Annotated in this window: 6 protein-coding genes and 2 pseudogenes; 7 read left to right on the plus strand and 1 reads right to left on the minus strand. The window is 61.9% G+C overall.

Features of this window, described 5'->3' with window-relative positions:
• Positions 1-14 precede the first annotated feature (14 nt).
• The 5 genes and pseudogenes from proB to XalbCFBP2523_RS02025 all read left to right on the plus strand — a co-directional run.
• Entirely contained in the window at positions 15-1,181 is a 1,167-nt protein-coding gene (proB, locus tag XalbCFBP2523_RS02005) for a glutamate 5-kinase (RefSeq protein ID WP_045765907.1), read from the plus strand.
• A 157-nt stretch (positions 1,182-1,338) separates the two neighbouring features.
• Positions 1,339-2,601, plus strand: coding sequence for a glutamate-5-semialdehyde dehydrogenase (locus XalbCFBP2523_RS02010; protein WP_045765906.1), 1,263 nt, complete (start codon positions 1,339-1,341; stop codon positions 2,599-2,601).
• Between the two features lie 333 nt (positions 2,602-2,934).
• On the plus strand, positions 2,935-4,851 hold the full coding sequence (locus tag XalbCFBP2523_RS02015) for a CocE/NonD family hydrolase (RefSeq protein ID WP_045758171.1): 1,917 nt from the start codon (positions 2,935-2,937) through the stop codon (positions 4,849-4,851).
• 1,491 nt (positions 4,852-6,342) lie between these two features.
• The gene (locus tag XalbCFBP2523_RS02020) at positions 6,343-10,458 is read left to right on the plus strand and encodes a YadA-like family protein (protein ID WP_158250768.1); all 4,116 of its coding nucleotides are present in this window, start codon (positions 6,343-6,345) and stop codon (positions 10,456-10,458) included.
• A gap of 156 nt (positions 10,459-10,614) precedes the next feature.
• Positions 10,615-11,302: pseudogene (locus XalbCFBP2523_RS02025) on the plus strand (IS3 family transposase); the annotation flags it as partial.
• A 124-nt stretch (positions 11,303-11,426) separates the two neighbouring features.
• On the opposite strand, the gene norR reads toward XalbCFBP2523_RS02025, so the two are convergent.
• Complete coding sequence (gene norR / locus XalbCFBP2523_RS02030; protein WP_045765905.1) at positions 11,427-12,977, minus strand: nitric oxide reductase transcriptional regulator NorR; 1,551 nt, start codon at positions 12,975-12,977, stop codon at positions 11,427-11,429.
• A gap of 141 nt (positions 12,978-13,118) precedes the next feature.
• Between norR and hmpA the strand changes: the two genes are divergently transcribed.
• Positions 13,119-14,312 (plus strand): NO-inducible flavohemoprotein, encoded by a 1,194-nt coding sequence (gene hmpA / locus XalbCFBP2523_RS02035; RefSeq protein WP_045760797.1) that lies wholly within the window; start codon positions 13,119-13,121, stop codon positions 14,310-14,312.
• A gap of 212 nt (positions 14,313-14,524) precedes the next feature.
• Positions 14,525-14,932 (plus strand): annotated as a pseudogene (locus tag XalbCFBP2523_RS02040) (transposase); the annotation flags it as partial.
• Positions 14,933-14,935 lie beyond the last annotated feature (3 nt).

Consider the following 14,935-nt stretch of genomic DNA (forward strand, 5'->3'; position numbering starts at 1 on the left):
CGCACGAGGCCACGATGAGCGTACCGACCGCCCCCATCGCTGTGTCCGCCTTCGCCGAGCAGGTGCTGCCGCCATGGCGGCGCGCGGTGCTCAAGGTCGGTAGCAGCTTGTTGGCCGCCGATGGCGGCGGCGTCAGTCCGCGCTTCGCGCTGGGTCTGGCGCAGTTCGTCTCCGCCAACCTGGCGGCCGGGCGCGAACTGGTGATCGTCTCCTCCGGCGCGGTCGCCGCCGGCCGCGCGATTGTGCCCAAAGCGGCCGAGGCGGGCGCGGCGCTGGCCGCGCGGCAGGCGCTGGCCGCGCTCGGTCAGGCGCAACTGATCGCGTTGTGGCAGCGCTTCTTCGAGCGACCGGTGGCGCAGGTGTTGCTGACCCACGACGATCTGCGTAACCGTCGCCGCTACCTCAACGCGCGCGCGACCCTGGGCGAGCTACTGCGGCTGGGCGCGCTGCCGGTGGTCAACGAGAACGACACCGTGTCGGTGGACGAACTCACGCTGGGCGACAACGATAATCTCGCGGCGATCGTCGCCGCGCTGGTCGATGCCGACGCACTGTTCATCGCCACCGACATCGACGGCCTGTACACCGCCGATCCGCGTCGTGACCCGCAGGCGCAGCCGCTGCACGAGGTGCAGGAACTGAGCGCGACGGTGCTGGCGATGGCCGGTGGTCGCGGCAGCGGTGTCGGCACCGGTGGCATGCGCACCAAGTTGGAGGCGGCGGCCAAGGCCGGCGCCGCCGGCATCGAGACCTATTTATTCAACGGTCGCAGCGCTGAGGTGGTGCGTGCGCTGGCGCAGGACCGTCTGCGTGGCACCCGCATCCATGCCGCACGCACCCGCATTGCCGCGCGCAAGTATTGGTTGCGCCATGTGCCGGTGGAACCCGGTGCGATCCGGATCGACGCCGGTGCTGCGGTCGCGCTGGTCGAGAAGGGAGCTTCGCTGTTGCCCGGCGGCGTTGCTGACGCCGATGGCGAATTCCGCCGCGGCGACATGGTGGAGGTGCGCCTGCGCGACGCCGCTGGCGAGCGCTGCTTGGCGCGCGGCATCAGCCAGTACGCGGCGACGGACATCCGTCGCATCGCCGGTCGCCATTCGCGCGACATCGAGGCGATCCTGGGCTACAACTATGGCGAGAACGTGATCCATCGGGACGATCTGGTGCTGCAAGCGCCGTGATCCTGGATCTAGGATCACGGCTGCATCGCGTTACGCTCGCGTGGTCGCGCCGAGATCGCGCCAGCGCGAGTGGCTCGGTTCGATACATCCGGCCAACGCGCGGCTTTTTAAGGATCACGCATCTCGCTTCAATCATCCCATCATCTGGAACCGCGCCATGACGTCCATCCGCTCCCTCGTCCTGCAATGCCGCGATGCTGCGCAGGCGCTGGCGCAGTTGTCGTCCGCAGCCAAGCAGGCGTTGTTGGAGGCGATGGCGGCGGCGTTGCAGGCCGATGCCGAGCGCATCCTCGCCGCCAATGCGCGCGATCTGGACGCGGCGCGGGCCAAGGGCGTCGGCACGGCGTTGCTGGATCGGCTGGCGCTGGACAGCACGCGCCTGGATAGCATCGCCGCGGCCTTGTGCGAGGTCGCGGCGCTGCCCGATCCGGTTGGCCAGATCACCCGCGACGACGTGCGTCCCAACGGCATCCGGGTGCAGAAAATCCGCGTGCCGCTGGGTGTGGTGGCGATGATCTACGAGGCGCGTCCGAACGTGACCGCCGATGCCGCGGCGCTGTGTATCAAGGCCGGCAACGGGGTGATCCTGCGCGGCGGCTCGGAAGCGATCCACTCCAACACCGCCATCGCCGCGGCGCTACGCCGCGCACTGCGAGAGGCTGGTCTCGGCGAGGCCGCGCTGACCCTGCTCGAGGACCTGCGCCGTGAGACCATGCTGGAGTTGCTGCAGCTCAACGATCTTGTCGATCTGGCGATCCCGCGTGGCGGCGAGGGTCTGATCCGTTTCGTCGCCGAACACGCGCGCGTGCCGGTGATCAAACACTACAAAGGCGTGTGCCATCTGTTCGTGGACGCCTCAGCCGACGTGGACCTGGCGATAAAGCTGCTGATTGATGGCAAGACTACGCGTCCGGCGGCCTGCAATTCCCTGGAGACGTTGTTGGTCCACGCCGACATCGCCGCGCGCTTCCTGCCGTTGGCGGCACAGGCGCTGCGCCAACGCGGCGTGGTGCTGCGCGGCGACGCCGCCACCCGCGCACTGCTGCCGCAGATCGAACTCGCCAGCGACGACGACTACGCCGCCGAGTACCTCGATCTGATCCTGGCGATCGCGGTGGTGCCTGATCTGGATGCGGCGATCGCGCACATCCGCCGCTACGGTTCGGACCACACCGAGGTCATCGCCACCACCGATGCCGCCAATGCCGAGGCGTTCGTGCAGGCACTGCGCGCGGCGGTGGTGATGGTCAATGCATCCTCGCGGTTTTCCGATGGTGGCGAGCTGGGCCTCGGGGCGGAGATCGGTATCTCGACCACGCGCCTCCACGCCTATGGCCCGATGGGCCTGGACGCGTTGACAGTGGAGCGTTTCGTGGTGCGTGGCGAAGGTCAGGTGCGGCACCCAGACACCGCGTCCTGACGGCCATCGCGTACCTGGGCGCGGCTTGCGCCAGCGGCATTGACGGCGGTGTTGGGCGATGTCCGGCGCGCATGGACGGCGGTCGCGTTCATCCGGCTGGGTCTGCTCGGCAGTCTGCCGTGGAGCGGCATGATCGGCTCGCGCTGCAATCGATGCCTGGCCTCGGCGCTGGTGGGTGTGGCGATTTGTGCTGGTGGTTTGCATCTGGCGTATCGGGAGGCCGGGTTATCTGGCGAGCGTCGAAGCCAGCAACCCGATACCTTTGACACTTTCCAAAATGCGCTTTGCCGTCTAGCGTGGCGAACTTGCCTTCTAATTCGATACGATCAGCCCATGCGCCGTTTTGCTCCCCGCCTGCTTGCCACTGCCATCGCCTTCATGATCGCCGGTGGTGCGATCGCTCAGACCGCGCCCATGACCCCGGACATCACCGGCAAGCCCTTCGTCGCGCCGACCGTGGCGGACGACTACATCAAGCGGGAGGTGATGATTCCGATGCGCGACGGGGTGAAGCTACATACCGTCATCGTGCTGCCCAAGAACGCGCACGGCGCGCCGATCCTGCTGACTCGCACGCCCTACGATGCCAGCGGCCGCGCCAGCCGTCTGTTCTCCCCGCATATGCGCGACCTGCTGCCGCAGAGCGATGAGGTCTTCGCGGAGGGCGGCTACATCCGCGTATACCAGGACGTGCGTGGCAAGTACGGATCCGAGGGCGATTACGTGATGACCCGGCCACTGCGCGGTCCGCTCAATTCCACCAAGGTGGATCACGCCACTGACGCCTGGGACACCATCGACTGGCTGGTCAAGCACGTGCCCGAGTCCAACGGCAAAGTGGGCATGATTGGCTCGTCTTACGAAGGCTTTACCGTGGTCATGGCGCTGACCGATCCGCATCCGGCGCTGAAGGTGGCGGCGCCGGAAAGCCCGATGGTCGATGGTTGGATGGGCGATGACTGGCTCAACTACGGTGCTTTCCGGCAAGTCAACCTGGATTACTTCACCGCCCAGCTGAGCAAGCATGGCAAGGGGACGAGCATTGCGCGTCAGGGTTACGACGACTACAGCAACTTCCTGCGTGCCGGTTCGGCCGGCGCCTACGCCAAGGCCGCTGGCCTGGAGCAACTACCGTGGTGGCACAAGCTCACCGAGCACCCGGCTTACGATGCGTTCTGGCAACTCCAGGCGCTGGACAAGGTCATGGCGCGCACCCCGTTGAAGGTGCCGACGATGTGGCTGCAAGGATTGTGGGATCAGGAAGACATGTGGGGCGCAATCCACAGCTACGCGGCGATGGAGCCGCGCGACACCGGCAACGACCGCAATTATCTGGTGATGGGGCCGTGGCGGCATAGTCAGGTCAACGCCAGTGGCGCATCGTTGGGCGCGTTGCAGTTCGATGGCGACACCACGCTGCAATTCCGCCGCGACGTGCTCAAGCCGTTCTTCGACCAATACCTGGTGGATGGCGCGCCCAAGGCCGACACGCCACCGGTGTTGATCTACAACACCGGTGCCAATCACTGGGATCGCCTGCAGCACTGGCCATTGAGCTGCGCGCAGGGTTGCGCGGCGCAGAGCAAGCCGCTGTACCTGGAAGCTGGCGGTAAGGTGTCGTTCGAGGCGCCGAAGGCCGGGCAGGGCGAGTACACCGAATACGTGTCCGACCCTGCCAAGCCGGTGCCGTTCGCGCCGCGCCCAGTCGCGTTCGAAGACCGTGGCATGTGGACCACCTGGCTGGTCCACGACCAGCGTTTCGTCGACGGTCGCCCGGACGTGTTGACCTTCGTCAGCGAGCCCCTGCAAGCGCCCTTGCGCATCGCCGGCGCGCCACAAGTGCACCTGCAGGCCTCCACCAGCGGCCGCGATAGCGACTGGGTCGTCAAGCTGATCGATGTGTACCCGGATCAGATGGCCTCCGATCCCCAAATGGGTGGCTACGAATTGCCGATATCGCTGGCGATCTTCCGTGGCCGTTACCGCGAGAGTTTCGAACATCCCGCGCCACTGGCGCCAAACCAGCCGCTGGCCTACACGTTCGGCCTACCGACCGCCAACCACACCTTCCAGCGCGGCCACCGCGTGATGGTGCAGGTGCAGTCCAGCCTGTTTCCGCTGTACGACCGTAATCCGCAGACCTACGTGCCGAACATCTATTTCGCCAAGCCCGGCGATTACCAGAAAGCCACGCAGCGGATCTGGCACACGCCACAACAACCCAGCTTCATCGAACTGCCGGTGTATTGAACATGCCGTGAGCGTTCTCGTGTTGCATTTGTGGGACGCTTGCTGGCGGGCGTCCCATCGCGGTGCCGCGCGCTACCGCTGTCGGCGTCGGATATCGTGGTTTGGCCAAGCACACTCGCAGGTAATGAAGGTGCTTGTGCTATCCAATCTGTGGGTGATGTCCCCAACGTTGTTGCGGGTCAGGTTGCACGTCAACGTCGAGCGTTGTTGTGGGGTTATCTGCGTGCACGATGTCAGTTTCGCTAAAAAAGTGGAAGAGCTCGGCTCCACACGCAGGCATCAGCGGTAGAGCTGATCGAAAGCCTCAGGCTGAGAGTCTTACGTAGATCTCTACAGTGGCGAACCTGCATTGTCGCGTCGATTAAAGCGTCGGCCCTAAAAAACTCAACATAGTCTCGTCGCAAAAATCGTAGCTGTACTTGAGGTGCAGCAATCCGGCCATCGGCTGGATCGATGGCGCCTGGCGTTCACCGCGGACAGGGTCTGCCGGCATACACATCGAAAGCGTCTTTTGCAGTGCGGACCATGGCGTTTTCCCGATCAACTGGGTCTGAGGTTGTCGCAGAGCAATCTGGTTCTCAAGAGCCGAACGGAGCAGGTTTTCACTGGGAAGCGTTATCGATGGCAGAACGAGGAAGGCGTTTGCTCGAACGTTGCAAGGAAGTCGATGTCAGCGTAACGAAAGTGGATGATCCATACGCGCCTCGCAGGGTACCAAGTGCATCAATTAAAAATCGATGCTGGGTTTGTCATGGGTAATTAAGGGGATGGGTATCTCAATATTTTAGTGAAACAGATGATTTGAAATTTATGCTTCCTTTGTTTCATGGGTTGATTGGCGATGTTTTCACGAATTTTCTGGTGAAATTTTTTATCATTAGGAATGCGGCATGACGATGGCGTGAAACCCATAAAATTTTTTCATGGCTTTGTCTACGCTTAGTGCGCGCGTGGTGGTGTATAAGTTTATCTCTAATATTTACTCTTAATTTTCGCTTTGAATTTTGGAAATATGTAAATTTCGAGAAGTAATAAGAGGTAGAGGTCATCTTTTCCTTGATATGAGGATGAATTCGACTTCATGGAGATGAGAGTGAAGTCGGCGCTCTGAGGATCCGATTGGGATCAAGTGTTGTTGAATCAAAGGGCGATGTGTCGTTCGTCGATAAATTTATAAATTATTTTTTGGGTTGAAGTGATTTGACCCTTGTGTCGTCGTTGCTGAATCTTGCTTCGTTGCTCGTCGTAGTGCGATATCGCGCATCGTCAAAGTTGCTTCGTTTTATTTTTATTGGAAAATCTCGGGCTCTAGTTTTTCGCTGTGATGTTTCATCAGTGGTCTTATGTCTTTATTATGTAAAAAAATAAACATTCCGATAATTCATTGCCAATAGGGCGATTGATCGATAATTCCCATTGGCGCACACGCAGGGGAAATGAATGAAGACGCCATACAGCAATAGCTGGAACGCAGTCGTTGGACACGCAAAGATGATCTTGAAACTGGACGCGTGTGCTGTCGTGGCCGGCAGCGGCATTGACCCGCGGCGTCGATCGCGGTTGACCGCATCCGCGCTGGCGCTGGCGCTGGCAAGTGCGGGTTGCTCGGCGACGTGCTGGGCCAGCGTCTTTGCCCCGATTAATTCCAGTGGCACGGTCACTTCCTGTAACTCTGGCGCAGGCGTTCTCGTCGGCAGGAACAATCCTGGGGCCACCAATGCCTACCCGGTCGATGGCTCGGGCACCTATGCAAACGTGGCCGGTTGCAATGCGACCGGTGCCGGCCTGGATGCGGTCAGTATTTTCGGTAGCTTCGGTCAGGCGACGGGTGCCGGCGCTTCCGTGTTCGGTTTCCAGTCCACGGCCGCGCGCTGGGCATCGGCCTTTGGCCTGCAGACTCAGGCTAGCGGTATCGCCAGCACCGCGTTGGGTTTCGGCAGCAATGCCACTGCATTGAACAGCGTTGCCATCGGCGGTGCCGGCGGCACTGGCGGCGTGGGGACACTCCCGCTGTCTCAGGCCAATTCGACGACTGCTTCGGGAGACGGTTCAGTGGCAATTGGCAGTAATTCCACCAGCGGCGCGCAGGCCTCTGGCACCGGCGCCATCGCCATCGGTGGCCAGTCGGTGTCGTCTGCCAGCAACACCATCGCCATTGGCACGAATGCCCAGGCCACGGTGATCGCTGCGGTAGCGATGGGCACCAATGCGATGGCTGCACAGCAAGCCGTGGCGATCGGCAACAACGCGGTCGCCAATGCGCTGCTGGCAACAGCGTTAGGTAATGCAGCGACCGCAAGCGGTACGGGCTCGGTCGTGGTCGGCAGCGGCGCCAACGACAATGGCGCCACCAGCAGCGTGGTGATCGGCCGTGGCGCGAGCATCGCCGCCGGCATCGCTGGTGTCAGCGTGGCGTTGGGGCAGGGCAGCAGGGTGACCTCCGCGGGGGTTGGTACCACGGGTACCACGCTCAATGGAACCACCTATTCCTTCGCGGGGACCTCGCCGGTCGGTACGCTCAGCGTGGGCAGCGCTGGCAACGAGCGCACGCTGACCAATCTGGCCGCGGGGCAGATCGGGGGCAGCAGCACTGATGCTGTCAATGGCAGCCAGTTGTTCGCCACCAACAGCGCCGTGCAGAGCTTGGGCAGCACCGTGAACAGTATCAATAATGGTCTAGGCATCAAGTATTTCCATGGTAATTCGACGCAAACCGATGCGACCGCCACCGGCACGGACAGCGTGGCGATCGGTCCGGTCTCCAATGCGCAGGGCGTGTCGGGTATCGCCATCGGCAATGCCGCTCAATCCGGCACCACTGGCAAAAACGTGGCGATCGGCGCCACGGCGTCGGCCAATAGCGGTACGACGGCGGGCGGAGCGGTGGCGATCGGCCTGAGTCAAAACGCCAGCGGCGACGGCGCGGTGGCGATTGGCGATCCCAACGTCTCCAACGGGACCGGCGCGGTGGCGGTGGGCGCGGACAACACGGCTGCCGGTGATACCGCTGGCAACACCGCGGCCAACGGCGCAGTCGCCATCGGTAATGCCAATAGTGCGATCGGGCAAGGCGCGGTGGCATTGGGCAATGGGTCCACCGCCGGTGCGGCGAGCGCCATCGCGCTGGGCGATACCGCGACGGCCAACGGCTCGAACGCCATCGCGCTAGGCGGTAGCTCCACCGCCAGTGCGCAACGTGCGGTGGCGATTGGTAACTCCTCCACCGCCGGTGGCACCAACGCGGTTGCACTGGGTTTCTCCACCACTGCAAATGGTCTGGGTTCGGTGGTGATCGGCAGCGGCGCCAGCGACAACGGCATCACCAGCAGCGTGGTGATCGGCCGCGGCGCGAGCATCACCGCGGGCGTCACCGGGGTCAACGTGGCGCTGGGGCAGGGCAGCAGCGTGACCGCGGTGGCAGTTGGCACCACGGGCACCACGCTCAACGGGACGACCTATTCCTTCGCGGGGACTGCGCCGGTCGGCACGCTCAGCGTGGGCAGCGCCAGCAATGAGCGCACGCTGACCAATCTGGCCGCGGGTCAGGTCAGCGCCAGCAGCACGGACGCCGTCAATGGCAGTCAGTTGTTCGCCACCAACAGTGCCGTGCAGAGCTTGGGCAGCACCGTGAGTAATATCGATAACGGTGGCGGCATCAAGTATTTCCGTAGTAATTCGACCCAAGCCGATGCGACCGCCACTGGCTCGGATAGCGTGGCGATTGGTCCGGTCTCCACCGCCAGTGCGCAGAGTGCGGTGGCGCTGGGTAACGCTTCCACCGCCGGTGCACAAAATGCGCTCGCGCTGGGTTTTTCCACCACCGCGAACGGTGTGGGTTCTGTGGTGGCCGGCAGCGGTGCCAGCGACAACGGCGTCACCAGCAGCGTGGTGATCGGCCGCGGCGCGAGCATCACCGCGGGCGTCACCGGGGTCAACGTGGCGTTGGGGCAGGGCAGCAGAGTGACCGCTACGGCGGTCGGCACCACGGGGACCACGATCAACGGGACCGTCTATTCCTTCGCGGGGACCGTGCCGGTCGGCACGCTCAGCGTGGGCAGTGCCGGCAACGAGCGCACGCTGACCAATCTGGCGGCGGGTCAGGTCAGTGCCAGCAGCACGGACGCCGTCAATGGCAGCCAGTTGTTCGCCACCAACAGTGCCGTGCAAAGCCTGGCCAGCACGGTGCAGACCACGACCATCCATTATTACAGTGCCAACGACAACGGCGTGATGGGCAGTAATTTCGCAAACGATGGCGCCACCGGTGGCAATGCGACGGCGGTGGGGAAGAACGCGCTGGCCTCTGGCCAGGGAGCGTTTGCGGCTGGCCTGGGCGCATCGGCCAGCATCGACAACAGCGTGGCGCTGGGGTCCGGTGCCGTCTCCAATCGTGCCGTGGCCGCCGCCACCGGCACGATTCCTGCGGGAAGTTCGCTGATCAGTTACAACACCACGGACCGCACTTTGCTCGGTGCGCTTAGCCTTGGCAGCAGCACCAGCTATCGGCAGATCACCAACATCGCCGACGGCACGCAAGCGCAGGATGCGGTGACCGTTCGTCAGTTGGCCGGCTCGCTGCAATCCTTTGCGGTGACCCCGATCCAGTATTTCCATGCCAACTCCACCGCGACCGATGCATTGGCGGTGGGCGCCGAATCGGTGGCGGTGGGGCCGCAGACCGTGGTCAATGGCGATAACGGCATCGGTGTCGGCAATGGCGCGGTCGTGCAGCAAACCGCACCGGGCGGCATCGCGATTGGGCAGGGCGCGAATGTTCAGCTGGCCGATGCGGTGGCATTGGGCACGGCGGCATCGGCGGCGGCCACGCAAGGTGTGGCGGTTGGTGCCGGTAGCAAGGTCACCCAGGCAGGTGGCGTTGCGTTGGGTGCAGGCGCGGTGGCCTCCACTGCCGCCGGTGCGGCGGGGTATGTGCCCAGCAATGCCACCGCGAGTCAGACAGCAGCGATCAACGCCACCACCAGCACGCTGGCGAGTGTGTCGGTCGGCAATGCGGCCAACGGTGCCTATCGCCAGATCAATGGGGTGGCGGCAGGTTCGCAGGACAGCGATGCGGTCAACGTGGCGCAGCTCAAGGGTGTGCAGTCGCAGGTGCAACAGGTGCAGAATGGTTCGGTTGGCTACGACACCAATGCCGATGGCAGCATCAATTACCAGAGCCTGACGCTGGGGCGTGGCAATCCCGCCGGAGTCAGTGCTCCGGTGACCGTGCATAACGTGGCCGCGGGTACGGCGACGACCGATGCGGTCAACGTCGGCCAACTGAATGCGGGTGTCCAGGCCGCGAAGGATTGGTCGAAGACCTATACCGATCAACGTTTCGCAAGCCTCGACAGCAATATCGGCAAAGTCAGTGAACGCGCCAATGCCGGCACGGCGGCTGCGATGGCGATGGCGAGCCTGCCACAGGCCTACCAGCCGGATCAGAATGCCATGGCGGTGGCATTGAGTAGCTACCACGGACAAAGCGGTATCGCGATCGGCCTTTCCACGGTTTCCGAAAGCGGCAGTTGGGTTTACCGGCTTAGCGCCAGTTCCAACAGCCGTGGCGATACCGGTGCGTCGATTGGTGCGGCACGGTTCTGGTAGTCGGTCTTGCAGTGCGATTGCTCCCATGGCAGGCGCGACAGCGCATGCCATGGGGGTAGTGACACACTCCAGCATGCGACACCATCCGGGCGTGAATCTCGCGACTGGGATTACGACCGTTATACGGATGAGTTCAAGGTTGAGGCGGTCCGCCAGGTGATCGATCGCGGGTTCAAATTGGCGCAGGTCGCCGAGCGGCTAGGCGTCACCGCGCACAGCCTGTACGCCTGGCTGCGCAAGTTCGGCAACCCTGGCGTGGTGCAGCGTGCCGAGTTGGACCAGAGCGTGGAGGTTCGGCGCCTGAAGGCCGAGTTGCACCGTGTGACCGAGGAGCGCGACATCCTAAAAAAGGCCGCCGCGGACTTTGCCAAGCGGTAAAGGCAAAGTCCGCTTTTATGTAGGCTCATCGCAAGGAATTCAGGCTGTGTGCGATGTGCCGCGTGTTGCGCGTCAACCGGGCTGGTTATGACGCCTGGTGACGCTCCCCCAAAGTGAGCGCGCCAAGCAAGACGAGCGCTTGCTGAGATTGATCGAGTACCACTGGCTTGCCAGCGGTAGTGTCGATGGGCATCGCAAGATCGCCAAGGATCTGCGTGATCTGGGTGAACGTTGCAATCGCCATCGGGTGCATCGGCTCATGCGCAGGCAGGGGTTGCGTGCCCAGGTGGGCGATGGTCGCAAACCGCGCTTCGATGGTGGAACGCAGTGTAAATCGGCCGCTAACCTACTTGATCGGCAGTTCGAGGTGACAGCCTGGGCGAGCGATTTCACCTTCATCCGCACGCATGAAGGTTGGATGTACCTGGCGGTTGTGATCGATCTGTTTTCAAGCCAGGTCGAGGGTCATGAGTGTTTACGGAACCCTGGGCGTATCAGCAGCACTGTCACGGGCTTTCAAGGCCCACAGTGGTGTTTCTCCTCGTCAGTGGAGGCGTAAGCTCCCCCGTCAAGCATGCGCCTTACCGGGACTAGGCGGGGCCCTTGATGCCCATGCGCTTGGCCATGCGTGCCAAATTGGCGCGATCCAAGTGCAGCTCACGGGCCGCCGCTGCCCAACGGTAGTTGTGTCGGTCGAGGGCGTTGCGGATCAGGCTCTCTTCAAAGGCAGCGACTGCACCTCGAAAGGTGCCTGTGATGGAGGGTGGGCGTGTGGCCTGCAGTGGAGTGCTGAGTGGTTCATGCACTGCAAGACCAAGATCGCTTGCACTCAGAGATAGGATGCGGGGGCGCGTGGCTTGTTCGCCCAATGCGCGAATGACCGCTCGCCCGATGGTGTGCTCCAACTCCCGCACATTGCCAGGCCAGTCATACGACAACAGTGCCGCCTGGGCACTGGCATCTAGTCGCAGCCCGCCGAGCCGATGGCGTGCACGGGCCTCTTCCAAGAAAAAGCCGCTCACGGTCAGCACATCGCGGCCTCGATCCCGAAGGGGCGGCACAAAGAGTGGAAACACGCTGAGACGATGATAAAAATCGGCACGCATCAGGCCTTGGCGCACCTGTAGAGCCAAGTCGCGATTGGTGGCCGCAATGACGCGCACATCCACGCGGTGTTCGCGGTCTGAACCTAAGCGCTGCACCTGTCCTTCTTGCAGCACGCGCAGCAGTTTGGCCTGGGTGGCAAGTGGGAGCTCGCCTACCTCGTCCAAAAACAGCGTGCCGGTATGGGCAAGCTCAAATTTCCCGCGCCGATCCGAAACGGAGCCGGTGTAGGCGCCTTTGACATGGCCAAAAAGCTCGCTTTCAACCAGTGTGTCTGGCAAAGCTGCACAGTTGATGCTGATCATGGGTTTGTCTGCTCGCATCGACGCGCCGTGAAGCGCTCGCGCGACCAGCTCTTTGCCAACCCCTGTTTCTCCTTGAATGAGCACAAAAAGGTCACTGGGGCCGGCTAAACTGATGTCTTTGAGAAGTTGCTTGATCGCTTTGCTTTGGCCAATGAGCTGTCGCACTGAACGATGGTTTTCGAGCGCATAGGCTACTTGCTCTTGTGCTGCTTTCGCCTGGTCAGCCAGCACCCGAATGCGGGATGAAGCCGCCACTGACGCACTTGCCAAACTTGCAAAGGCTTCAAGGAGGTCAAGTTCGACACCGGAGAAGCGTTCGGTTTCGAGCGCATCGAGGGTCAAGAGCCCCCAGGGCCTTCCTTCGACAGTGAGCGCGCATCCAAGGCAATCGTGGACGGGCAAATGCCCATGAATGCCTTCCACCAGCCCGTCATACGGATCTGGCAAAGGGCTGTCGGCAGGAAAGCGAATGGGGCCTTTGGCATTCAGAAGTTCAGCCAAACGCGGGTGCTCAGTGACTTGGAAGCGCCGACCCAGTGTGTCTGGGCTAAGACCATTGACGGCCACCGGCACCAACTCCTGACCTTCCAAGCGAAGCAGGGCTGTGGCATCGCAAGGCAAGAGAGCCCGAAGCCCTTGGAGAAGACGACGATACCGCTCGGCATCTGGCAGGTCCTGGGTGAGGTCGCTCAGAAGAGGCAATAGGGCGGCAAGTTGGTGGGCGTGAGTCATTTCGACGACCTAAGAGTCAAAGTGACTCCGTGACGACGAGGTCATTATGACTCGAATGGCCTTGAAGTGATTGATTTCACTGGAGCGCTGTGTTGGCACAGTAACTGCGTAGGTAGTGGCTGACCCAATGAGAGATCGATCATGTTGTCTGACCCCCATCGTGCTGTTATTGCTTCAACTGTGCCGCTCCTTGAACAAGGCGGCGAGGCGCTCATCACCCACTTCTATCAAACCATGCTCGCACAGCACCCTGAGGTGCGCCCTTACTTCAACGCCACGCATCAGGCCAGTGGCGACCAACCTCGGGCATTGGCCAATGGTGTGCTCATGTATGCCAAGAACATCAACCGTCTGGAAGCGCTTGGACCGTTGGTGTCCCAGATCGTCAACAAGCATGTGGCACTACAAGTCCAGCCTGAGCATTACGGTATCGTGGGCAAGTGCCTGATCGCGGCAATTGCCGAAGTTTTGGGACCGGCCATTGCAACACAAGCGGTCCTGGATGCTTGGACGGCAGCTTATGGGCAACTGGCAGACATTCTGATCGGCGCCGAGCGCACGCGCTATGAGGAGCAAGCACGCGCTCATGGTGGATGGCGTGGAGACCGCACTTTCGTTGTCTTGGCAAAAGTCAAAGAGAGTGAAGAGATCACCTCATTCTACCTGGTTCCAATCGACGGAAAGCCGGTCATGGATTTCAAGCCCGGGCAATACATTGGGCTCCATCTTTGGATCAATGATGAAGAGTTTCGCCGCAATTATTCCCTGTCCGCCTATCCAAACGGTAAGACTTATCGCATCAGCGTCAAGCGTGAGCCGGGTGGGGTGGTTTCGAACTACTTGCATGACCATGTGCAGGTAGGGAGCGAGCTGCTACTCAACGCGCCAAGTGGCGCATTTGTCTTGAAGCCGGGGACACGGCCAATTGCCTTCATCAGTGCGGGAGTTGGGGTCACTCCAATTTTGCCGCTGCTCCAAGAGGCTCTTGGCACTGGCCGACACATCACCTTCATTCATTGCGCGCGAGACAGCAAAGTGCATGCTTTCAAGGAGCAGATCGAAAATGCTGCCAAACGACATCCGATGCTTTCGCACTACTACTGCTATGACCGTGATGAAGGACTGGACGCGCCGCCGCACGGGATAGGCTACTTGACGCTGGACCATTTGAAAGCGTGGTTGCCACCTGCGCAAGAAGGCGTGCGTGATGTGGATGTCTACTTCTTAGGGCCTAAGCCTTTCATGCGGATGCTAAAAAAGCAGCTTGATGAAGTAGGCGTTCCCCGCGATCAGGTGCGCTATGAATTCTTCGGTCCTGCTGCTGCATTGCAGTAATTTCTGTCAACGCCGATTTAAATCTGACCCACCCCGGGGTCTTCATCGTCGCGCTACTCGCTCGCGCAGGGAGGTACGCCCAGAGTTTCCTAGACATCTCATGGCCATGGGAAATGGCAGATTCGGAGGTGTCCATGAGTAGCAAGCGGTATCCGGATGAGTTCAAGTTCGAGGCGTTCCGCCAGGTGATCGATCGCGGGTTCAAAGTGGCGCAGGTCGTCGGCTGGGCGATGCGCGATCGGGCCGATACCGAGTTGGTCATGCAGGCCCTGTTGTCGGCGGGTTTGGCGGCGCAAACCCGCATCCGGGTGCCTGGTTTACTCGGACCAAGGGTCGGTCTACACCAGCGATGACTGGCAGAGTTTCCTGGCGCCCCATGGCTTGGGGTGCAGTATGAGACGGCGCGGTAACTGCCACGAGCGCGAAGCCTGCCCTTGGGGCACAACGCCCCCGTGGAAAGCTTCTTCGGCCTGCTCAAACGCGAGCGGATCAGGCGGCGAGCCTATCCCGCCAAGGACGCCGCGTCCGACTGCATCGAGATGTTCTACAACCCCAAACGCCGCCATGGTTCAACTGGCGACCTGTCCCCTGTAGAGTGCGAGCGGTGCTACGCGCAACGAGGG

Origin of the sequence: Xanthomonas albilineans (genome assembly GCF_002939705.1) — a bacterium.
GTDB classification, from domain to species: Bacteria; Pseudomonadota; Gammaproteobacteria; order Xanthomonadales; family Xanthomonadaceae; genus Xanthomonas_A; species Xanthomonas_A albilineans.